This window comes from Exiguobacterium sp. SH5S4 (assembly GCF_004337045.1).
GTDB lineage: Bacteria > Bacillota > Bacilli > Exiguobacteriales > Exiguobacteriaceae > Exiguobacterium > Exiguobacterium aurantiacum_A.
In genome coordinates this window covers 101779-122340 of sequence record NZ_SJUQ01000002.1, presented here as the reverse complement: position 1 = coordinate 122340, position 20562 = coordinate 101779, and the positions used below count along the sequence as shown (strand labels likewise).

Genomic DNA, 20562 nt, shown 5'->3' with positions numbered 1-20562 from the left:
ATACAGGGAGGAAAATTAGAATTATGAACTTACTAGATAAAACACGTCAATTGAACACGATGCTTCAACAAGAGGCGAGCGCGCACGTCGACTTTAAAGAGATGGCAGATAAGATGCGTGAAGTACTCGAAGCGAACACGTTCATCGTGAGCCGTCGCGGTCGCTTGCTCGGTTTCGCCATTAAACAACAGATTGAGAACGAGCGGATGAAGGCGTTCCTAGTTGATCGTCAGTTCCCTGAACCGTACGCATCGAACTTGTTCAACGTGAAAGAGACGACGGAAAATATCGGCATCGATAGCGAGTATACGGCGTTCCCGGTCGAGAACCGTGAGCTGTTCCTTGATTCGATGACGACGATCGTCCCGATCATCGGTGGCGGGGAGCGACTCGGCACACTCGTTCTCGGCAGACTGAACAACGAGTTCACTGAAGACGACCTCGTTCTCGCAGAATATAGCGCGACAGTCGTCGGGATGGAGATCCTCCGTGAGAAGGCGGCGGAAGCAGAGGCGTCGGCGCGCAAGAAAGCAGTTGTCCAAATGGCGATCAATTCGTTGTCTTATTCAGAGCTTGAAGCGATTGAGCATATATTTGAAGAACTTGGGGGGAACGAAGGTCTGTTAGTTGCTTCCAAAATTGCCGATAGAGTGGGAATTACTCGCTCTGTGATTGTCAACGCGTTGCGCAAGCTTGAAAGCGCTGGCGTCATCGAATCACGTTCGCTCGGAATGAAAGGAACGTATATCAAGATATTAAATGATAACTTCTTGTTTGAATTGCAGAAACTGAAATCAAATTAAAATCGAGCGAATATCCGTTAGATTATAGCTAAAAGTCCTATCAATTAGGACTTTAGTTGCAAAAAGGCGTTCCTTTGTTAAAAGGAACGTCTTTTTTTAGTACAAAAGTAATTATTTTCAGAATATGTCGTGAATTCGACAAAAACAGACGATACCATTTACCTGTTTTAACAAAAATATCTTTCAGAACTGTTACAGATTTGTTTCAATGAAGTAGTGGAATTTCCAAATAAGGTATATACATGCATTCTTTTAAGTGAAAGTGAGTGAGACGCATGAATTGGATCGGCACAGATTATCAATTAATGAAGCAAGCGATCAATCATTCGGTCATTAACCAAAAAGTGATCAGTCATAACTTGTCGAACATCGACACGCCGAACTTTAAAGCGAAACAGGCTGTGTTCGAACAGACGTTAAGCAACGAAATGCGCCTAAAGTTAGCTGGTGGCCGTCCGAGTGACCGCGGTAGTGCAACGAAAATCGTTGACCGGGCCGGAGGGGCGATGCGAAGTGACGGGAACAGTGTCGATCTCGATTATGAGATGAGTGAACTGGCCCGTAACCAACTGCAGTATGAGGCGATGATGGAACAATTGAACCGTCGACTCGGTGGACTTAAAACCGTTATTAGAGGAGGACGTTAATTATGGGTATGTTCGATAGTTTTCATATATCCGCTTCGGCACTCATGTCTCAACGCCTTCGGATGGATACAGTATCGGCGAACATCGCGAACGCCCAGACGACTCGTGGCAAACTTGTCGATGGAGAATGGCAGCCGTATACACGGAAACTGACGGTGCTCCAAGAAGCGCCGTTTCGTCAACAACTGTCGGCAGTGAGCGGAGGCGTCGAAGTTTCAGGCATCGTCGAAGACGAAAGTCCTTACAAACTCACATATGACCCGAGTCACCCGGATGCGGATGAACGGGGATACGTTCAGATGCCAAACGTTGACCTGTTAAAAGAAATGGTTGATTTGACAGGTGCGACAAGATCATATGAAGCGAACATTGCCGCGATGAATGCGTCAAAAGCAATGCTCGTCAAAGCGCTCGAAATCGGTAAAGGATAAGGAGTGACAGACTATGCAAATTAACCCAATTCAATTAATCGGTAACCAGACCGCGGCTCTGCCGACAGTGAAAGAGACACCGTCTCAGTTTGGATCATATTTGAATGAAGCGATGCAGTCGCTTAATAAAGTTCAACAGGCAACGAGTACGGCGCGTCAAGACCTCGCCGTCGGGAAAGCCGATCTTCACCAAGTCATGATCCAAAGCGAAGAGTCGTCGATTGCGATGCAACTCGCCATTGAGGTGCGAAATAAAGCGGTTGAGGCCTATCAAGAAATGATGCGAATGCAAGTTTAATGAAGAGGATGACGAGTTGCGATGAATGATAAGTTAAAAGAACAATTCAGCTCACTGGCCGGCTCACTGAAGGCGATGCAAACAAACCGTAAAATCATTTGGGGCATCGTCATCGTCGGCGTACTTGTCGTCGCGGTGCTCTTGACGGTTTGGCTCTCGCGCCCGAACATGGCTCCTCTCTACACGAACCTCTCGGCCCAAGAGGCTGGAGAAGTGACGGAAAAGCTGACGGCTGATGGGGTGAAGTCAGAAATCAAAGCGACATCGAACGGTGTCAGCGTCTACGTGCCGAGTGAGCAAGTCGACCAATTGAAAGTTAACTTGGCAGCCGCCGGGATTCCAAAGTCAGGTGCGATCGATTACAGCTTTTTCAGTGAGAACGCCGGATTTGGAACGACGGACCGAGAAATGGCAGTCATCGAACGAAGCGCGATGCAAACCGAACTCGAACGTTTGATTACACAAATCGAAGGAATCAACCAAGCAAAAGTCATTATCTCGCTTCCGGAGAAATCGGTGTTCTTGGCCGAAGATCAAGGGGAGCCGACAGCTTCGATCGTCCTAAATTTAGGAGCAGGTACGAATCTTGAGCCGGCGACGGTCAAAGGACTATATCATTTGATCAGTAAGAGTGTCCCGAACTTAAAACCGGAGAACATCTCGATCATGGACCAATATTTCACGTATTACGATTTGGATCAATCGACGATGGCCGGTGGGACTTCGACCGATCCGTTAGCGCTGAAGCGTCAAGTCGAGAAAGACGTACGTCAACAGATTCAACAAATGCTCTCGGTCTTACTCGGAGAACGCAGCGTGCTCGTCTCGGTCACGGCTGATATCGACACGACCCAATCGGCAGAAGAACAAAACCTGGTAACCCCGGTCAACGAGGATACGATGGAAGGGATTGTGACGTCTGCTGAACGGATCGCCGAAGCGTATACAGGTGGTGCCGGTGCGGCAGCAGCGGCAGGAGCTGGTGAAAACGATACCGTCAACTTCCCGGCCGCAATGGGAACTGGTGAAGAAGAAAGCGAAAAGAACCATGAAATCATCAACTATGAGGTCAATCGCATCACGAAACAAATTCAGAACGCCCCCTACACAATCCGTGACCTCGGTGTTCAACTGATCGTCGAGCCGCCAGACGGCGCTCAAGCGATCGACCCGCAACTTGAGGGCGACCTTGAGACGATGATGTATTCAATCATCCGGACGTCGCTCGCTAAAACGGGCGAGGCGTTGACGGAAGCGGAACTCGAACAGAAAGTCGTCGTCGTGTCACGACCGTTCGCTGAAACGGAAGAAATGGTAGTGGCAGAACAGCCGACAGCGTGGTGGATGTATGCAGCCGCAGCTGGTGCCGTTCTCTTACTCGCACTTCTGTTCTTCGCCATGCGAAGACGGAATCAGCAACCGGTTTCGGGAACGAATGAATGGGAAGTACCGTATGAAGACGAAGTACCCGATCTCGATTTGGAAGAGCGAGGCGAAGGTGCCGTCAAGAAGAAACAGTTGGAGAAATTGGCAGAGAGTAATCCAGAAGAGTTCGCCAAGCTTCTTCGTACTTGGATGTCTGAGGAGTGAGTACTGTGAACTACGCAAAACAACCGAATCGAGAAAAAGCGGCCATGCTCATGATCTCGCTTGGACCTGAAGTGGCGGCGAGTGTATATAAACACCTGTCTGAAGAAGAGATGGAGCAGTTGACGCTACAAATATCGGCACTCCGAAAAGTGTCGTCTGAACAAAAAGAAGCCATTTTAGGAGAATTTCATGACCTGGCGATGGCACAGAGTTATATTACCCAAGGTGGCATCGGGTTTGCGAAAACGGTTTTAGAGAAAGCAGTTGGAGAAGAGAAGGCGATGGCGTTGATTCATCGTCTCACTTCGACGCTACAAGTCCGGCCGTTTGAATTTGCCCGAAAAGCCGATCCGAAGCAGTTGCTCAACTTTATACAAAACGAGCATCCGCAGACGATCGCCTTAATCTTGGCTCATCTTGAACCGGTCAAGTCCGGGCAAATCTTGTCGGAACTTCCGCCAGAGATTCAGTCGGAGGTCGCGAAACGAATCGCGACGATGGATCGCCTCAATCCGGACGTCATTCACGAAATCGAACAGATTCTTGAAAAGAACTTGTCTCAAACCGATATGCAAGATTACGCGCAATCCGGCGGGATCGAGGCAGTCGTCGAAGTGCTTAACGGTGTCGATCGGACGACGGAGCGGACGATTCTTGACGCGCTCGAGATCGAAGACCCGGAACTCGCGGAAGAAATCAAAAAACGGATGTTCGTCTTCGAAGATATCGTCACACTCGACTCACGAGCGATTCAACGGATTATTCGCGAAGTCGCCAACGACGATCTTCTGCTCGCGCTCAAAGTATCTTCCGAAGAGGTCAAACAGATCATCTTCAAAAACATGTCGCAACGAATGGTCGATACGTTCAAGGAAGATATGGAGTTCATGGGACCGGTCAGACTGCGTGACGTCGAAGAAGCACAAAGCCGCATCGTCGGAATCATCCGCCGGCTAGAAGATGTCGGAGAGATCGTGATTAGCCGTGGTGGAGGAGATGACATCGTTGTCTAACGTAATCAAACGTCAACGAGCGATGCCGCTCGAACCACAACGAATCGATTCGCGGCCATTCCTTGAACCGGTTTCAGAGGTTGTGGTCGAACGTAATCATGAACAAGAGTTAGAAGTGAGGTACGCCTCCCTCCGCCAGGAGGAAGAAGCGATCAAGTTACACCGTGAAACAGTCGAACATGAGCTTGAACTGTTACGAGAACAAACGCTTGAAGCCGCTTATCAGGAAGGGTACGGGTCAGGTTTTGACCTAGGACGTCAAGAAGGGAAGTCAGAGTTCGATGAGCTGACGGCCCGGCTGAACATGGTCAGCGCCGAACTTGAGAACTTGTTCGAACAGAAATGGCGAGATGCCGAAATGAAGTTAGTTGATTTGGCCGTCGAGATCAGTGCACGTGTCACGACCGATCTCGTCCGAAACGAGGAGGCGTTGTTCGCCGACATGATCCGCGAACAACTGCTTCGCCAAATCGATGCCGAAGCGTTGACCGTCTTCGTCCACCCGACGCGGCTTGCGTCAATCCAACGTTTCGAGTCGACGTGGCAATCCGAACAGATGCCACCGTTGAAATATCGGGCTGATGTCTCGTTGACAGAGACGAGCGTACGGATCGAGACGCCACATCATGGCAACGAGCTCGACGTATCGTACAGTTTTGAACGAATCCGTTCCAAGATTGAGGAGGTTCTATCCGATGGCGCTTATTGACCGCGTAGTCGCCACAATCACCGCTTCTCCAGAAGATGAGTATGTGCGTAAAGTCGGTCGTGTCTGTCGCGTCGTCGGGCTGATGATCGAATCGAACGGACCGAGTGCGTTTATCGGTGAGCGCTGCCTGATCGAGTTACCGTCCGGCCAAACGGTTGAAACCGAGGTCGTCGGCTTCAATGAAGAGCGCGTCTTGCTCATGCCTTACGGAGAAACGACACAAATCGCCCCAGGTTGTATCGTCAAAGGGACGGGGCACATGCTCCAAGTACCGGTCGGCTTCGAACTGATCGGTCAAGTCCTTGACGGGCTCGGGCGCCCTTTATCGGGCGCAGCGATGCCGACGGGCAAACGCTACGATGTTCTTCGAAAACCGCCGAACCCGTTAGAACGTCCACGCATTTTAGACGTTTTGTCGACCGGGGTCCGGATCATCGACGGGTTATTGACGGTCGGGAAAGGCCAACGTGTCGGTTTGTTTGCGGGATCAGGCGTCGGGAAGTCGACATTGCTTGGCATGATCGCTAAACGCTCATCGGCAGACATAAACGTGATCGCGTTGATTGGCGAACGGGGACGAGAAGTGAAAGAGTTCATCGAAAACGAACTTGGCCCTGAAGGCATGGCTCGATCCGTCGTCATCGTAGCGACAAGCGATCAACCCCCGCTCGTGCGTTTGAAAGGCGCTTACACGGCGACGGCGATCGCCGAGTACTTCCGGGACCAAGGCAAAGAGGTCGTCCTTATGATGGACTCAGTGACCCGATTCGCGATGGCCCAACGAGAGATCGGGCTAGCGACCGGAGAACCACCGACATCAAAAGGATACACGCCTTCCGTGTTCGCGATGCTGCCGCAACTGCTAGAGCGGAGCGGGACGTCCGTCACCGGTTCGATCACGGCGTTTTATACCGTCCTCGTTGACGGGGACGATATGAACGAACCGATCGCAGATGCCGTCCGTGGGATTTTAGATGGTCACTTCGTGATGGACCGTTCGCTCGCCAACCGAGGGCAGTTTCCGGCGGTCCATGTCCTAAAATCAATCAGTCGTGTCATGAACCAGATTGCTTCACCTGTACATCGCGATGCCGCGCAGACGTTTCGGAGTTGGCTCGCCACTTATCTAGACGCGGAAGACTTGATTAACATCGGAGCCTATAAAAAGGGCACGAATCCTGCGATCGATACAGCAATCGATGAATATCCGGGACTGCTCACATTTTTAAAACAGTCGATTGAAGAAGAGGCATCGCTCGAGCAGACGCTCGATCGTCTTGTCGGAATTGCGAGAGGTGAATCATGAACAAGCTGTTGTTAGAACGCATCATGCCGATTGCCGAGCATGCAAAAGAAGAATCGGCGACAGAGATGAGAGGTCATAAGGCGCGATTCGAAGCCGAGATGGAGACGCTGTATCGATTAGTCGTGACGTATGAGACGCTCATGAAGAGTCAAGATGAACAATCTGGTGTGATTGATCTGCTCATGTTCCAATATCGTGAAAAGGCGAGGGAACAGTTGAAACGTCAAATTGAGACGCAACAACTCGTCGTGCAACAGTCACGGAACCGTTACAACTTGGCTCAAGAGCGTTTGCTCGGAAAAGTTGTCGAAGAAAAAAAATATGTAACGTTGCATGAGAAGGTCAGCCAAAATGAAGTGGCCGTCTCGAAACTCACCGAACAACATTTTATCGATGAGTTGGCAGTGATTCATCACGGGAAAGGGAAGTAAGCTGATGGAAAAAGAGAACAATAAGCGAGGTAGACAGCTCTTGGTCGCTCTTGTCCTCGTCCCGGCAATCTTTTTACTCGTCGGCGGAATCGTCGTCATGAACTATGCGATGGACCGGCCGCTATTATCGGTGCCGTTCATAGAAACGCGCGAACAGGCAGACAAAGATGAGACAGTTGAAACAAAAGTCAATGTCACCGGCATTGACGCGGACACGACGAATCGATTAAAAGTCGCGAACGCTGAGATTGAAAAACTGCGCACGGAAAACGTCGAATTGACGAATGAAGTGAAAGCGAGACAAAAAGAAGTCTCGGACTTGATCAAAGAGCGGGACCGACTCGTGTCTGAACTCGGAGCCACTGCGGAAGCAGAAGTGGAGGAAGACACGTCGAACGTGTCTCGCGTCTATGAAGAAATGTCCGCCAAACAAGCGGCCGCGATCATGAACGAACTCGATAGCCCGCAAGTGGCGACGATCTTAAAAGAACTGTCGCCGAAACAACAGGCCGACATATTGGGACGGATGGATGCACAACAGGCTGCCGTCGTCACGCAATTGCTCCAATGAAACGTGAAAGGAGGAAGAGATGATGAATATCGCCTTATTTGCTCAAGCGGTCCAAGGAACGACAGCGAAAGGCGGGGAGACAGGATCTACCCCGACCGGACAGTTTTTAGACCTGCTTTCATCGATGCTTGGCGCCTCAACGGAAGCGTTGGCTGAGTTGGAAGCTGCGCCGACGACACTCGCACCGAGCGCGGCAATTCTGACAGATAGCGCCCTTCCGCTCGAGAACTTGTCGAGCCAGCTTGAACAATGGTTACAACAACCCGATAGCTTAGAGTGGTTAAAGTCTTTGCCACAAGACGCCTATCGTAAGTTCATGGACGCCTATATCGGCATCATCGCCCAAGCAGGTGCAGGCACAGGAACAATCGAGGAAACGGTCTCGTCAGACGTCGTAACCACGTTAGCTGCCGCCCAAACGATTTTACCGGGCGCGATGATGTTAGGAAAGACGGAACGCGAGGCGTTGGCCGGAAAACAAAACCAGCCAACCGTAAACGAGAACGTCCAAGTTATCCAGCAAATCGTTTCGCAATTTAAAGGGAGTTTAACCCAGACTTCAAAACATATTCCCCTCCCTTATCAAACTGAAACGCCGGCGAATGTATTACCACAAGCTGGAAAAGAAAACGTCGACTGGTTGCCGAAAGGCATGACGTGGTCACGACCACAGATCGACTCAGAAACGGTCATGTACGCGTCTAAAGGGTCGCTTCCGGAGAACCTCCAAGCCCGGATCGAGGCTGCTCTTCAAAGAGCACCGTTCCGAAGCGGGGCCGACGGATCGAAAGTGTTCACCGTTCGACTATACCCGGAACAGCTAGGCGAACTCGTCGTCAAACTCGAGCGCCATAACGGTGAACTCGTCGTCAAGCTGTTCGCGAGCAACCAAGAAGCGAAACAGTTGCTCCAGTCACAAATGCAACAACTGCAACAGACGCTCCAACCGTTGTCGCAGCATATCCGGGTCGAAGTGAGTTTGACGCAACAAGCGCTCGAAGCGAAATCATCGACGTTTAGCGAGTCAGACCAACCTGAACCAGAACAACAGGAACAACCGAAAGGGGAACCCGACGATGACGACCATCCAACCGAAGACGAATGATTATACGTTACCCGATCAATCGCTGCCTAAAGCGAAGAACCAATACGATAAGGACATGTTCTTAAAGCTATTGATGGCCCAGCTCGCGAACCAAGATCCGATGTCACCGATGGAAGATCGTGAGTTCATCTCACAAATGGCTCAATTTTCATCACTCGAACAAATGCAGACGATTTCAAAGCAACTTGATTCAGTACTCGTCGATCGCCACATGTCTTCAATTTCCGAGTTCAGCAATATGATCGGCAAGACGGTCGACCATAAAACGGAGACTGAAACGGAGACGATCAAAGGATCGGGACGTGTCGTCTCGATTTCAAGAACGGATGAGTCAGGGTACATGGCCGATCTCGAAGACGGCAGCTCGGTAAGCGTCTACAATATTACGTCCATCAAACAAGCATAAGGGGGATTCATCATGTTAAGAGCAATGTACTCAGGAATCAGTGGATTAAAGAACTTCCAGTCAAAGCTTGATGTCGTCGGTAACAACATCGCCAACGTCAACACGTTCGGGTATAAAAAAGGCCGCGTCACGTTCAAAGACCTCGTCAGCCAACAAGTCGGTAGTGCTGCCGGCGGGAACGGCAACACGGCCGGCGGGATCAACCCGAAAGAAATCGGACTCGGGGGCACGATGGCGACCGTCGACAACGTCTATAACCAAGGCGCGATGCAAAACTCAGGGAGAGCGCTCGACGTCGGGATCTCCGGTGAAGGATTCTTCGTGACGATGGTCAACGGACAAGCGCAGTATACGCGCGCCGGTAACTTTTACACGGATAACCAAGGAAACTTGGTAACGGGTGACGGAACTTACTTGCTTGGGACAGGTGATAAAGCAAATGGGAATCTAGCAGCCCCTAACCTTGTTGGAAATATCCCTGATGTCACACCAGGTGCAGCAACTTACGGGAAAATCAAAGTTCCGACTGATGCTCGGTCACTTTCAATCGGAAAAGACGGCCAAGTCAGCTACGTCGACGCGGCAGGCGCTTTACAAACTGCTGGATATATTGTCACCGCCAACTTCCCGAACAACGCCGGGCTGTCAAAAGTTGGGGCAAATAACTACCTACAATCGCAAAACTCAGGAGATCCGACGATTGGTGCTTCAGGTGACAACGGACGTGGTGAACTCGTCTCAGGCGCCCTCGAGATGTCGAACGTCGACTTGTCTGAAGAGTTCACCGAAATGATTATCGCGCAACGTGGATTCCAAGCGAACACACGGATCATCACAACGTCAGACGAGATTTTACAAGAACTCGTCAACTTGAAACGCTGATGATACGCGTCACGACATTGCGGGGTGAGGAATTTGTCTTGAACGCCTTGTTCATCGAGACGGTCAAGGCCGAACCTGACACGATCATTCATTTGTATAACGGCAAGACGTATATCGTCACAGAGACGAAAGATCAAATCATCGATCGGACGACGGCGTTTTACGGCTCGATCGGTTTGATGGGAACGACAGTCACAAGAGGTGAAGAAGATGAGTGAAGAAAAACCAAAAGGAGGCGCCATGAAAATGGTGCTCATCCTGCTCGTCGTCCTGCTCGTCATGGGGGGCGCTGGGTTTATGACTTATAAATATGTATTCGGCGACAACGTGACGGCTAAAACGAAACCTGTGACGGCAGAAGAACTCGCCGAGCGCAGCTTCACGACCGAGGATATGACGACGAATATTCAAGACGAACGGTTCATCAACGTCCAATTCACGATTGTGACCGATGCGCCTGAGACGAAAGAAGATCTTGAACTTCGTAAGTTCCAAGTCCATAACGTCATTCTCGGCGATTTGGCCGGGATGACGAAGGCACAGCTCACGACGAAGGAAGATATGCAGAAGTTCGAGCAATCCCTTCGAGCGCAATTAAACGGACTGCTGGAAAAAGGTGAGGTCCAGCGCGTCTATATGACGAAGAAAATTATACAGTGAGGTGGCATCATGGGAGAAGTACTGTCTCAACAAGAAATTGATGCCCTGTTATCAGCGCTAAGCAGTGGAGATGTCGAAGCCGATTCCTTTTTGAATCAAGAAGAAGAACGAAAAGTACGGCAGTATGACTTTAAACGGGCCGTCCGTTTCTCTAAAGATCAAATTCGTAGCTTGACCCGGATCCATGAACATTTCACACGGATGCTGACGACATTTTTCTCGGCCCAACTTCGGACGTATGTCCAGTTTACGGTCAATTCAGTCGAACAGCTTCCATACGATGAGTTCATTCATTCGATTCCGAGTATGACGATGATCAACTTGATCGAGGCGCCCCCGCTTAACGGTCGGTTCATCATCGAAGTCAATCCGAACATCTCTTACGCGATGTTGGATCGACTGCTCGGGGGACCTGGCGTCGAGATTGAAAAAGTCGAAAGCTTCACTGAAATCGAGATGCGAATCTTGACCCAGCTATATAAACGAGCTTTTGCCGGTTACGGGGAAGCGTGGGAGTCGATTGCCGAGATCAAGTCCGAAATGACGGCCGTTGAAGTGAACCCACAGTTCCTTCAACTCGTGTCACCAAACGAGACGGTCGTGCTCATTTCGATCGGGGTCACGATCGGAGAAGTGAGCGGGACGATTAACGTCTGCTTGCCGTTCGTGACGATCGAGCCGGTGCTATCGAAACTATCGAGTCATTATTGGATGCAGGAGGCGAACCGCCGCAATGCGAGCGGGAACAGTCAAGAACCGCTCAAAGCCCAATTGATGAATTCGACGGTAGAGGTCGTGTCCCTACTCGGGGAGACGACAATCACGTTCGGTGACTTGTTGCATTTAGAAATCGGTGACTGTTTGACGCTCGATCAACTAGTGAAAGACCCGCTATCCGTCCTAGTAGGGGAAAATAAAGTGTTCAGAGGGCAAGTCGGTGTGAGTGGGAAGCGGATGGCGGTCCAAGTGCTTCACCGGGTGAAGGAGGAAGAGCAATGAGTGAGATGTTGTCACAAGATGAAATTGACGCGTTATTACGAGGAACGAGCGACAGTTCGCCAAAACCGGTAGACGAGAGCGAAGAACATCTCGACTCGATGGAAAGCGACGCCCTTGGAGAGATTGGAAATATCTCGTTCGGAAATTCCGCGACGGCGCTGTCGACGTTACTGCAACAAAAAGTAGAAATCACGACCCCGGTCGTCAGTGAAGTGACGATCGATGAGCTCAGAGAGCGTTATCCGACACCTCACGTGGCGCTTCGGGTCGGTTACACCGAAGGGTTGAAAGGGGAGAACGTCCTCGTCTTGACTCGTGAAGATGCGGCCATCATTTCTGATTTGATGCTCGGCGGGACCGGAATCGGTGTCGATCCGGACGGGCTCGATGAGATTCGGTTGTCGGCCGTTCAAGAAGCGATGAACCAAATGATGGGGGCTGCGGCCACATCGCTCTCGACCGTGTTCTCTAAAAAGATTGATATTTCGCCGCCGCTCGTCGAAGTGTTCGATGCGACGAAAAATCAAACGATCATTGACCGGCTTGAGCTTTGGGAGACGATGGTACTGATCGAGTTCAATTTGAAAGTCGGTACGTTGATTGATTCAAAAATTGTTCAAATTGCCCCGATTCAATTCGGGAAACAACTGGTGAACGAACTGATCGCAGCTACGACGTCAGCCCCGGCCGCGCCTAAACAAGAGCAACCGAAAGTTCAAGCGGCGGTCACACCAGCGAAAGCGCAGGCACCTGCTCCGGCACGCACTGAAAAAACGTCAGCCCCGGAAGTGGCGGTCAGCCAAGCCGAGTTCATGCCACTCCACGCCCCGACGTCAAACGATTCGGTGCCGGCAAACCTAGGTTTACTGTATGATGTGCCGCTCAACGTGACGGTCGAACTCGGTCGGACGAAACGGTCGGTGCGAGAAGTGCTCGAACTGTCGCAAGGATCGATCATTGAACTTGATAAATTGGCGGGGGAACCTGTCGATATTTATGTGAACCAACAACGCATTGCCCGCGGCGAAGTCGTCGTCATCGAAGAGAACTTCGGGGTACGTGTAACAGAAATCATCCAACCGCATGAGCGGATTGGAATCGTTTAAGGAGGAAGAATAATGAGTGCAAAAATTTTGGTGGTAGATGATGCGGCGTTCATGCGCATGATGATTAAAGACATTTTAACGAAGAACGGGTTTGAAGTGGTCGGCGAGGCAGAGAACGGTATTGACGCGGTCGCAAAATACCGTGAACTCACGCCAGATCTCGTCACTCTCGACATCACGATGCCAGAAATGGACGGCCTGGCGGCATTGAAAGAAATTCGCGGGTTCGATTCGAACGCCAAAGTCATCATGTGTTCGGCGATGGGACAACAGGCGATGGTCATCGATGCGATCCAAGCGGGAGCGAAAGACTTCATTGTGAAACCGTTCAACGCGGAACGTGTCGTCGAGGCAGTTTCGAAAACGGTCGCGCAATGAACAAGTGGTGGTTGATTTTCCTGCTCGTGGTCGGGCTGTCTATGCCGGCCACGGTCGAGGCCGCCACCGTGGATAAACAGTTCGAACAACAGCAGCCTGAAGCCAAAGATCAATCTGTCCCTACGACCGTCTCGACGGTCGGGACGTTGGTCAAGGTCGTCTTGAGTTTAGTTGTCGTAATTGGAGGATTCCTCGTCTTGATGCGTTGGTTAAACGCACGGACGCAAGGTGTGAAGACGGCGCAACATATGAAACATCTCGGCGGAGTACCGCTTGGGAAAGACCGCTCGGTGCAGCTCGTCAAGCTAGGGGAGCAAGTATACGTGCTCGGTGTCGGTGAATCGATTCAATTGATTGATCGAATCGACGCGGAATCGATCGATGAAGCAGCGTATGACGCACCTTCACTGAACGCTTCGAATACATCAACGTTCTTAGATACGTTCAAGCAACAACTGTCACAGATTGAAGAAGTGAGGAAGAAGCAATGACGACGATTGAACAACTGATCAATTTAGAAACGCCGGACAGCACGTCGACTTCGATTAAATTGTTGGTCGTATTGACACTGCTCACGCTGGCGCCGTCATTCTTGATTTTGATGACTTGTTTTACACGTGTCGTCGTCGTCCTGTCGTTCATTCGGCCAGCCTTAGGGACACAACAGACACCGCCGAACCAATTGATCATCGGACTCGCCTTGTTCATCACGCTGTTCGTCATGTCTCCGGTCTTATCTGATTTAAACGACAAGGCGTTGTCTCCATATATGGACGACGAGATCAGTCAAGATGAGGCGTTCGAGGAAGCCGGTAACACGATGAAACGATTCATGGCAAAGTATACGCGACAGGAAGATTTGCAACTGTTTATCAAATACGGGAATTATGAGCAACCGGAGTCGGTCGAAGACGTTCCTTTGCTCGCGATGGTACCAGCTTACGCCATCAGTGAGCTCAAGACGGCGTTTCAAATCGGCTTTATGATTTTCTTGCCTTTTTTGATCATTGATATGGTCGTGGCGAGTGTGCTCATGTCGATGGGGATGATGATGCTTCCACCGGTCATGATCGCTCTGCCGTTCAAATTGTTGTTGTTTGTATTAGTGGATGGATGGCACTTAATCGTGGAATCATTGCTTAGAAGTATGTAGGAGGAACGATTATGACGCATGAAATGGTCATCTATTTGGCGACAGAGAGTGTATGGACGTTATTAAAGATTGCGATGCCACTTCTTTTGATCGCCCTCGTCGTCGGACTCGTCATCTCGATTTTACAGGCGACGACTCAAATTCAAGAACAAACATTATCGTTCGTTCCAAAGCTAGTCGCGGTCTTTATCGGGCTCGTCGTTTTCGCCCCGTGGATGCTGCAACAGATGGAAGGATTTACGCGGATGATCTTTGAACTGATGGTCGAGGTCGCCTCGAAATGAATGCGGTCGATTTCATTAGTTTATATGGATTGACGTTTGCTCGTCTGTCCGGATTTTTCGTAAGTGTGCCTTTATTTTCTTCAAAGCAGCTTCCGGTCATGCACCGTGTCGCGTTTAGCGCCTTTTTAGCTTATTATGCGATGTTCACGGTAACGGAGCCGCTTGAACTCGGACAAGCATTCATTGTTCAAGTGCTGTACGAAGTGCTGATTGGACTTCTGCTCGGCATTTTGATCAACATCTTATTTTTTGCCCCACAGATTGCCGGGGGAATCATCGATTTGCAGCTCGGTCTGGCGATGGCGTCAGCGTATGACCCGATGTTTGGCGGACAGTCGCCGTTGATCGGACGATTTTATTACATCTTTACGCTGTTCATCATGCTATCAAGTAATTTGCACTTACTGTTGATCGACGGTATCTATTACAGCTTTCAAATTTATCCGCCTGGTCAGCCGATGATCAACTTTAGCGAAGCATCGCTCATGATGGCCGTGAAGGTCGTAACGATGACGATGATGGTCGCGTTGCAACTCGCGTTCCCACTCATGGCATCGTTGCTTCTCGTCGACTTGGCGCTAGGCTTCTTAGCAAAATCGGCCCCGCAGTTCAACATTTTTGCCATCGGGTTCTCGTTCAAATTGATCGCCGGGTTTTCCGTGATGGTCATGATGATGGGGTTGACGTTGAATGGGATCAGCCAATTCATCCCGGTGTTGCAAGAAATATTACGTGATTTTATGACGTTGTTAGGAGACGCTCAATGAAGCCTCTATACTCTTTATCGGTCGATCTTCAGTTTTTTGCAGGAGAAAAAACGGAAAAAGCAACACCTCGAAAACGAGAAGACTCGCGTAAAAAAGGACAAGTTGCGAAATCAGCCGATCTGACCGGAGCGTTCGCCTTGTTCGCGATGTTCCTCATGTTATCTTTTCTCGGACCTTATGTCGGTCAGCAGTTGTTTGGCCTGACGAAAGAGCTGCTCGGTCCAACGTATTTGCTGTACGACTTATCAGAAGGCATGTCCGGGATGATGATTGATTTGGTCATTCGCGCCGGGATCATTTTAGCACCGTTCTTGATCGTTGCGGTCGTGTTCGGTATTTTAATCAACTATTTCCAAATCGGTTCACTGTTCTCAACAGAGGCGATTCAACCAAAGTTAGAGCGGATTGACCCGCTCAAAGGGGTCAAGCGCATCATCAGCATGAAAGCAGTCGTCGAATTTTTAAAGTCCTTATTCAAATTATTGATTATCCTGACGACTGCGGTCGCTATACTTTGGCAAAACCAAAAAGAATTGTCACGCATGGCCGTCGAACATGTTCGTGAATCGGTCGTCGCACTCGCTGCAATCACGATCGAACTCGGGCTTTGGGTCAGCGTCGCGTTGCTCGCGCTCGCACTGCTCGACTTCTTTTATCAACGGTTCGACTTTGAAAAGTCGATCCGCATGTCGAAACAAGACATTAAAGACGAGTATAAGAACAGTGAAGGCGACCCGCTCATCAAGTCGAAAATCAAACAACAACAACGGGAGATGGCGATGCGGCGCATGATGCAAGAGATTCCGAACGCGGACGTCGTCATCACTAACCCGACCCATTTCGCTGTCGTCATCCGTTATGACGATACGAAAGACTTTGCGCCGCTCGTCGTCGCCAAAGGGGTCGACCAAGTCGCTTTCAATATTCGTGACGTCGCAAAAGAGCACGATATCCCGATCGTGGAAAATAAACCACTGGCCCGTGCGCTCTATGCGCAGCTAGACATCGGAGAAGTCGTCGACGAGTCGTTTTATCAGGCGATCGCCGAAGTGCTGGCGTTCGTCTATCAACTGAAACAACCGTCTTGAGGAGGAGTATGCGTTGGCTGTAAAAGCTAAAGATTTCGCAGTATTGATTGGCGTTCTTATGATCGTCGTCATGCTGGTCATCCCGTTACCGGGGTTCTTACTAGATTTTCTTATCATTATAAATATATTGATCGCCCTCATGATTTTACTCGTGGCGATGAACGCCCGGGAAGCGCTTGATTTCTCTGTCTTTCCGTCCCTCTTGCTGATCATCACGCTGTTCCGGCTAGGGTTGAACGTGTCAACGACCCGTTCGATCCTCTCGACCGGATATGGTGGGGAAGTCATTGCGACGTTCGGGAACTTCGTCATCGGCGGAAACGTTCTCGTCGGATTTGTCGTATTCCTCATTCTCGTCATCATCCAATTCGTCGTCATCACGAAAGGTGCCGAACGGGTATCTGAAGTCTCGGCTCGATTCACACTCGACGCGATGCCGGGGAAACAAATGGCAATCGATGCCGATTTGAACTCCGGGTTGATCGATGACAAAGACGCCCAAATCCGTCGTAAAAAGATTCAAAGCGAGGCTGATTTTTATGGTTCGATGGACGGGGCCTCGAAATTCGTAAAAGGTGACGCCATTGCCGGAATCATTATCGTCGTCATCAACTTGATTTTCGGTATCATCATCGGCGTTGTCCAAATGGGATTACCTGTCGGTGAGTCGTTTACGACGTTCTCGCTTATGACAATCGGGGATGGGCTCGTCAGTCAGATTCCGGCCCTCCTCATTTCGACGGCGACCGGGATCATCGTCACCCGTGCCGTCTCGGACGGCAATCTCGGGGAAGACGTGGTCGACCAGCTCGGTCAAAATCCGACGTTGCTCTATATCGCGGGCACGGTCATCTTCTTGCTAGGTTTCGTGTCACCAAGTTTACTTCCGGTGACGACGCTCATCGCGGGTGCGACATTCTTCGGGGCGTACTCGATGCGCCGCAGCCTGAAGCAAGCGATTGCTGAACCGCTACCGGATGAGGAACCAGCGGCACCGACCGAGACCGTCGTCTCGCTCCTGCAAATCGATGCGATCGAGTTCGAGTTCGGCTACGGGCTGATCCCACTCGCGGATGAATCGCAAGGCGGCGATCTGCTCGACCGTGTCGTCATGATCCGCCGTCAACTCGCACTCGAACTCGGGTTCATCTTACCGACGGTCCGGATTCGTGACCACCTGCAACTGTCACCGAACGCTTACCGGATCAAAGTGAAAGGCAATGTTGTTGCAGAAGGTGAGTTATTACTCGATCACTACTTGGCGATGAGTCCTGGAATTGAAGACCCTGAAGTGTACGGGATCGAAACGACGGAACCGGCTTTCGGATTGCCCGCTCTCTGGATCGATGAAGAGACGCGGACGCGGGCTGAGATGAGCGGTTACACCGTCGTCGACCCACCTTCAGTCGTCGCCACGCATTTAACGGAGACGCTCAAGAAACATGCGTCCGACTTACTCGGACGGGAAGAGACGAAACAGCTCGTCGAGCATTTGAAAGAGACACATCCGGTGCTCGTCGAAGATGTGACCCCATCCGTGCTCTCAATCGGAGATATCCAAAAAGTACTTCGTCATCTATTGAAAGAGCACGTCTCGATTCGCAACTTGCCGCTCCTGTTTGAGACGATGGCCGATTATGGGAAAGTGACGAAAGACGCTGATATATTAGGCGAATACTGTCGTCAAGGACTCGCCCGTCAGTTGACTGACCAAGTCAGCCCGCCGGACGGTCCACTCTACGTTGTCACACTCGGTGGGCAGACCGAGCAACTGATTCAAGACGCTGTCCAAAAAACCGAGTTCGGCAACTATTTGGCGCTCGATCCGGAGCAAGCGCGCGAAATCATCGAGCGCTCTGGCGAACAACTGTCGATGTTTGAACGCTACGGGGCTTCGGCCGTCATTCTTTGCTCGCCGACGATTCGGATATTCGTGAGACAACTGCTCGAACGGTACTATCCTGACGTTCCGGTCCTTGCGTATAACGAATTGCTCAGCTCGCTCGAAGTGAAAAGTATTGGGGTGATTTAATATGCAAATTAAAAAATATACAGGCAAGACGATGTCCGAAGTGATGGCGAAAGTGAAACAAGAGCTCGGCGACGAGGCTGTCATCTTAAATTCTCGCCAAGTCAAGAAAGGATGGTTCGGGTTGTTCGCTTCACAAGAAGTTGAAGTGATTGCCGCACTCGAGAAAGCGCCGCTAACGGTCAAGCCTCGAACCGAGCCGAAACTGCAGCCGAAACAAGCAAAGGCGAAGCCGGTTCCTGCACCTACGCCCACTCCACAACTGGTGACGCCTGTTCCTGAAAAGAGGCGTTTGCCGGCGGGGCTGACCCATATCGAGTCGCTCTTAGCGTCTGAGTCGTTCACGAATGAATCGTGGGAAGAGAGAATCAACGAACTGTACTATACGACTAAATCGCTAGAGGTCGTCGAGCAATACGTCTATGACCAGATCCGCAGTTCCTTTTTACCAGTCCCGGATGCGTTGCGCTACATCATGCTCGTCGGTCCGACCGGTGTCGGCAAGACGACGACGCTCGCGAAGCTTGCCGCTCACTATAAGCTCGACCAAGGGATGTCGGTCGGTTTGATTACGACCGACACGTACCGGATCGCAGCGATCGAACAGCTGAAGACATACGCCGAGATTTTAAATATCCCCGTCGAGGTCGCCTATGACTTTGACGACTTTAAACGGGCGAAACAACTGTTTGCAAGAAAAGATATCGTCTTGATCGATACGGCCGGACGCAATTTCCGCGATGAGGCGTACGTCGAACAGTTTCATAACCATCACGACTTCTCGGAGACGAGCTTGTCACTCGTGCTCAGTCTGACGTCGAAGATGAAAGACATGGATTTGATTTACCGACAGTTTGAAAAATTGCCGCTCCGGTCGCTCATCTTCACGAAATCGGATGAGACGAGTGATATCCACGCGATGTATCGGATGGTGCGCGAGAGCGGACTCCCCGTCGCTTGGCTGACAGACGGCCAGGAAGTGCCGGACGATATGGTCGCCGGCGACCCAGACATCTTGACGCAAAAGATGCTTGAGAAGGAAGGGTGGACACGATGGACCAAGCAAGGCGTTTAAGAGCGAAGACGGATGTCGCGCCAACGACAATCGCGTTCGCGAGCGGAAAAGGCGGCGTCGGCAAGACGAACGTCTGCGTGAATACCGCAATCGGGCTCGTCGAACTCGGAAAGCGTGTCTTGATCGTCGATCTCGACATCGGGATGGCGAACGTGCACATTCTTTTGAATGCGGCGCAGTCTAAAACGATGGTCGATTCTGTGAAAACTCGGACTCCGCTTGCGTCTTCGGTTCAGAAAGACGTGCACGGTGTCGATATATTACATGGGGGAAGTGGACTTGACACATTAGTTCAATTCTCAGAAGCAGACATGCAGTTTTTAATGCGTGAACTTGAAGTGCTGACGACTTATGATTACGTACTGTTTGACATGGGAGCAGGAGCAACGGACACATCGTTACGATTCATTGAAGGATGTGACGAGATGTTTCTCATCCTGACCCCAGAACCGACATCGCTGATGGATGGTTACGCGTACACGAAACTCGTGCATCGTCAAAGTCCGGATTTACCGATCGGGGTCATTGTCAATCGGGCGCAGTCGGGGGAAGAAGCGCTCCAGTGTTACGAACGTATGGAAGTCGCATGCCGACAGTTTTTGAATAAACCGATTCGGTTCCTTGGTTTTTTACCAGATGACGCTTCTGTAAGGAAAGCGGTCATCGCCCAAGTCCCGTTTTACCAATTTGACCGAAAGAGTGATATTAGCTGGCGGCTTGAGCGTATTTTGACAACGCTTACCGGTACACCACCGAAGCCACGGCACTTCATGGATCGGTTGATTGGGAATTTGCGGCAACAGTGGAAGCGAGTCTAACGACAGGGAGGCA

Annotated in this window: 26 protein-coding genes; all 26 read left to right on the top strand. The window is 50.6% G+C overall.

Annotation, left to right across the window (positions count from 1 at the left end; translation table 11 throughout):
• Positions 1–23 precede the first annotated feature (23 nt).
• The 26 genes from codY (at position 24) to EVJ32_RS01715 (ending at position 20549) form a co-directional block, all read left to right on the top strand.
• Complete coding sequence (codY, locus tag EVJ32_RS01840) at positions 24–803, top strand: GTP-sensing pleiotropic transcriptional regulator CodY (protein ID WP_016508279.1); 780 nt, start codon at positions 24–26, stop codon at positions 801–803.
• A 275-nt stretch (positions 804–1078) separates the two neighbouring features.
• On the top strand, positions 1079–1450 hold the full coding sequence (gene flgB, locus EVJ32_RS01835) for a flagellar basal body rod protein FlgB (protein WP_131456204.1): 372 nt from the start codon (positions 1079–1081) through the stop codon (positions 1448–1450).
• A gap of 2 nt (positions 1451–1452) precedes the next feature.
• Positions 1453–1881, top strand: coding sequence for a flagellar basal body rod protein FlgC (flgC, locus tag EVJ32_RS01830; RefSeq protein ID WP_131456202.1), 429 nt, complete (start codon positions 1453–1455; stop codon positions 1879–1881).
• Between the two features lie 13 nt (positions 1882–1894).
• A complete protein-coding gene (gene fliE / locus EVJ32_RS01825) occupies positions 1895–2179 on the top strand; it encodes a flagellar hook-basal body complex protein FliE (protein ID WP_070327497.1) in 285 nt (94 codons plus the stop codon).
• A gap of 21 nt (positions 2180–2200) precedes the next feature.
• Positions 2201–3769, top strand: a complete 1569-nt coding sequence (fliF, locus tag EVJ32_RS01820; protein ID WP_131456201.1) for a flagellar basal-body MS-ring/collar protein FliF — start codon at positions 2201–2203, stop codon at positions 3767–3769.
• 5 nt (positions 3770–3774) lie between these two features.
• Entirely contained in the window at positions 3775–4782 is a 1008-nt protein-coding gene (fliG, locus tag EVJ32_RS01815) for a flagellar motor switch protein FliG (RefSeq protein ID WP_083273965.1), read from the top strand.
• Entirely contained in the window at positions 4766–5491 is a 726-nt protein-coding gene (locus EVJ32_RS01810) for a FliH/SctL family protein (protein ID WP_236633998.1), read from the top strand. The genes fliG and EVJ32_RS01810 overlap by 17 nt, the downstream gene beginning before the upstream one ends.
• Positions 5478–6797 carry a flagellar protein export ATPase FliI gene (gene fliI / locus EVJ32_RS01805; RefSeq protein WP_131456199.1) on the top strand — a complete coding sequence of 440 codons (1320 nt, stop codon included), beginning with the start codon at positions 5478–5480 and terminating at the stop codon, positions 6795–6797. Before EVJ32_RS01810 ends, fliI begins: the two co-directional genes overlap by 14 nt.
• On the top strand, positions 6794–7228 hold the full coding sequence (locus EVJ32_RS01800; RefSeq protein ID WP_016508248.1) for a flagellar FliJ family protein: 435 nt from the start codon (positions 6794–6796) through the stop codon (positions 7226–7228). Before fliI ends, EVJ32_RS01800 begins: the two co-directional genes overlap by 4 nt.
• 4 nt (positions 7229–7232) lie before the next feature.
• Positions 7233–7799: a MotE family protein gene (locus tag EVJ32_RS01795; RefSeq protein WP_131456197.1), complete on the top strand. Its 567-nt coding sequence runs from the start codon at positions 7233–7235 to the stop codon at positions 7797–7799.
• Positions 7800–7821: 22 nt separating this feature from the next.
• Complete coding sequence (locus tag EVJ32_RS01790) at positions 7822–8904, top strand: flagellar hook-length control protein FliK (protein ID WP_236633999.1); 1083 nt, start codon at positions 7822–7824, stop codon at positions 8902–8904.
• The gene (locus tag EVJ32_RS01785) at positions 8876–9310 is read left to right on the top strand and encodes a flagellar hook capping FlgD N-terminal domain-containing protein (protein WP_070327492.1); all 435 of its coding nucleotides are present in this window, start codon (positions 8876–8878) and stop codon (positions 9308–9310) included. Before EVJ32_RS01790 ends, EVJ32_RS01785 begins: the two co-directional genes overlap by 29 nt.
• Before the next feature lie 12 nt (positions 9311–9322).
• Positions 9323–10192 (top strand): flagellar basal body rod protein FlgG, encoded by an 870-nt coding sequence (gene flgG, locus EVJ32_RS01780; RefSeq protein WP_131456193.1) that lies wholly within the window; start codon positions 9323–9325, stop codon positions 10190–10192.
• On the top strand, positions 10192–10410 hold the full coding sequence (locus EVJ32_RS01775) for a flagellar FlbD family protein (protein WP_016508262.1): 219 nt from the start codon (positions 10192–10194) through the stop codon (positions 10408–10410). Before flgG ends, EVJ32_RS01775 begins: the two co-directional genes overlap by 1 nt.
• Positions 10403–10852, top strand: coding sequence for a flagellar basal body-associated FliL family protein (locus tag EVJ32_RS01770; RefSeq protein WP_131456191.1), 450 nt, complete (start codon positions 10403–10405; stop codon positions 10850–10852). Before EVJ32_RS01775 ends, EVJ32_RS01770 begins: the two co-directional genes overlap by 8 nt.
• A gap of 9 nt (positions 10853–10861) precedes the next feature.
• Positions 10862–11851, top strand: a complete 990-nt coding sequence (fliM, locus tag EVJ32_RS01765) for a flagellar motor switch protein FliM (RefSeq protein WP_070327489.1) — start codon at positions 10862–10864, stop codon at positions 11849–11851.
• Positions 11848–12957 carry a flagellar motor switch phosphatase FliY gene (gene fliY / locus EVJ32_RS01760; protein ID WP_131456189.1) on the top strand — a complete coding sequence of 370 codons (1110 nt, stop codon included), beginning with the start codon at positions 11848–11850 and terminating at the stop codon, positions 12955–12957. The genes fliM and fliY overlap by 4 nt, the downstream gene beginning before the upstream one ends.
• 12 nt (positions 12958–12969) lie before the next feature.
• The gene (locus EVJ32_RS01755) at positions 12970–13335 is read left to right on the top strand and encodes a response regulator (protein ID WP_035385909.1); all 366 of its coding nucleotides are present in this window, start codon (positions 12970–12972) and stop codon (positions 13333–13335) included.
• Positions 13332–13826 (top strand): flagellar biosynthetic protein FliO, encoded by a 495-nt coding sequence (locus tag EVJ32_RS01750; RefSeq protein WP_236634000.1) that lies wholly within the window; start codon positions 13332–13334, stop codon positions 13824–13826. Before EVJ32_RS01755 ends, EVJ32_RS01750 begins: the two co-directional genes overlap by 4 nt.
• Positions 13823–14488 carry a flagellar type III secretion system pore protein FliP gene (gene fliP, locus EVJ32_RS01745; protein ID WP_016508219.1) on the top strand — a complete coding sequence of 222 codons (666 nt, stop codon included), beginning with the start codon at positions 13823–13825 and terminating at the stop codon, positions 14486–14488. Before EVJ32_RS01750 ends, fliP begins: the two co-directional genes overlap by 4 nt.
• Positions 14489–14499: 11 nt before the next feature.
• Positions 14500–14772, top strand: a complete 273-nt coding sequence (fliQ, locus tag EVJ32_RS01740) for a flagellar biosynthesis protein FliQ (protein WP_035385907.1) — start codon at positions 14500–14502, stop codon at positions 14770–14772.
• Entirely contained in the window at positions 14769–15539 is a 771-nt protein-coding gene (fliR, locus tag EVJ32_RS01735; protein ID WP_131456187.1) for a flagellar biosynthetic protein FliR, read from the top strand. Before fliQ ends, fliR begins: the two co-directional genes overlap by 4 nt.
• Entirely contained in the window at positions 15536–16627 is a 1092-nt protein-coding gene (gene flhB / locus EVJ32_RS01730) for a flagellar biosynthesis protein FlhB (RefSeq protein WP_071399611.1), read from the top strand. Before fliR ends, flhB begins: the two co-directional genes overlap by 4 nt.
• Before the next feature lie 13 nt (positions 16628–16640).
• Positions 16641–18659, top strand: coding sequence for a flagellar biosynthesis protein FlhA (gene flhA, locus EVJ32_RS01725; protein ID WP_255417540.1), 2019 nt, complete (start codon positions 16641–16643; stop codon positions 18657–18659).
• A 1-nt stretch (position 18660) separates the two neighbouring features.
• Complete coding sequence (locus EVJ32_RS01720) at positions 18661–19731, top strand: flagellar biosynthesis protein FlhF (protein WP_131456185.1); 1071 nt, start codon at positions 18661–18663, stop codon at positions 19729–19731.
• Entirely contained in the window at positions 19710–20549 is an 840-nt protein-coding gene (locus EVJ32_RS01715; protein WP_070327481.1) for a MinD/ParA family protein, read from the top strand. Before EVJ32_RS01720 ends, EVJ32_RS01715 begins: the two co-directional genes overlap by 22 nt.
• Positions 20550–20562 lie beyond the last annotated feature (13 nt).

Coding starts and splice junctions, on each gene's coding strand:
- flhB (WP_071399611.1), top strand. CDS start 15,536: ATGAAGCCTCTATACTCTTTATCGGTCGATCTTCAGTTTTTTGCAGGA.
- fliI (WP_131456199.1), top strand. CDS start 5,478: ATGGCGCTTATTGACCGCGTAGTCGCCACAATCACCGCTTCTCCAGAA.
- EVJ32_RS01720 (WP_131456185.1), top strand. CDS start 18,661: ATGCAAATTAAAAAATATACAGGCAAGACGATGTCCGAAGTGATGGCG.
- flgC (WP_131456202.1), top strand. CDS start 1,453: ATGGGTATGTTCGATAGTTTTCATATATCCGCTTCGGCACTCATGTCT.
- fliP (WP_016508219.1), top strand. CDS start 13,823: ATGACGACGATTGAACAACTGATCAATTTAGAAACGCCGGACAGCACG.
- flgB (WP_131456204.1), top strand. CDS start 1,079: ATGAATTGGATCGGCACAGATTATCAATTAATGAAGCAAGCGATCAAT.
- EVJ32_RS01750 (WP_236634000.1), top strand. CDS start 13,332: ATGAACAAGTGGTGGTTGATTTTCCTGCTCGTGGTCGGGCTGTCTATG.
- EVJ32_RS01770 (WP_131456191.1), top strand. CDS start 10,403: ATGAGTGAAGAAAAACCAAAAGGAGGCGCCATGAAAATGGTGCTCATC.
- EVJ32_RS01795 (WP_131456197.1), top strand. CDS start 7,233: ATGGAAAAAGAGAACAATAAGCGAGGTAGACAGCTCTTGGTCGCTCTT.
- codY (WP_016508279.1), top strand. CDS start 24: ATGAACTTACTAGATAAAACACGTCAATTGAACACGATGCTTCAACAA.
- EVJ32_RS01810 (WP_236633998.1), top strand. CDS start 4,766: ATGACATCGTTGTCTAACGTAATCAAACGTCAACGAGCGATGCCGCTC.
- flgG (WP_131456193.1), top strand. CDS start 9,323: ATGTTAAGAGCAATGTACTCAGGAATCAGTGGATTAAAGAACTTCCAG.
- fliE (WP_070327497.1), top strand. CDS start 1,895: ATGCAAATTAACCCAATTCAATTAATCGGTAACCAGACCGCGGCTCTG.
- EVJ32_RS01755 (WP_035385909.1), top strand. CDS start 12,970: ATGAGTGCAAAAATTTTGGTGGTAGATGATGCGGCGTTCATGCGCATG.
- EVJ32_RS01800 (WP_016508248.1), top strand. CDS start 6,794: ATGAACAAGCTGTTGTTAGAACGCATCATGCCGATTGCCGAGCATGCA.
- fliR (WP_131456187.1), top strand. CDS start 14,769: ATGAATGCGGTCGATTTCATTAGTTTATATGGATTGACGTTTGCTCGT.
- EVJ32_RS01775 (WP_016508262.1), top strand. CDS start 10,192: ATGATACGCGTCACGACATTGCGGGGTGAGGAATTTGTCTTGAACGCC.
- EVJ32_RS01715 (WP_070327481.1), top strand. CDS start 19,710: ATGGACCAAGCAAGGCGTTTAAGAGCGAAGACGGATGTCGCGCCAACG.
- fliF (WP_131456201.1), top strand. CDS start 2,201: ATGAATGATAAGTTAAAAGAACAATTCAGCTCACTGGCCGGCTCACTG.
- fliY (WP_131456189.1), top strand. CDS start 11,848: ATGAGTGAGATGTTGTCACAAGATGAAATTGACGCGTTATTACGAGGA.
- EVJ32_RS01785 (WP_070327492.1), top strand. CDS start 8,876: ATGACGACCATCCAACCGAAGACGAATGATTATACGTTACCCGATCAA.
- fliM (WP_070327489.1), top strand. CDS start 10,862: ATGGGAGAAGTACTGTCTCAACAAGAAATTGATGCCCTGTTATCAGCG.
- EVJ32_RS01790 (WP_236633999.1), top strand. CDS start 7,822: ATGAATATCGCCTTATTTGCTCAAGCGGTCCAAGGAACGACAGCGAAA.
- fliQ (WP_035385907.1), top strand. CDS start 14,500: ATGACGCATGAAATGGTCATCTATTTGGCGACAGAGAGTGTATGGACG.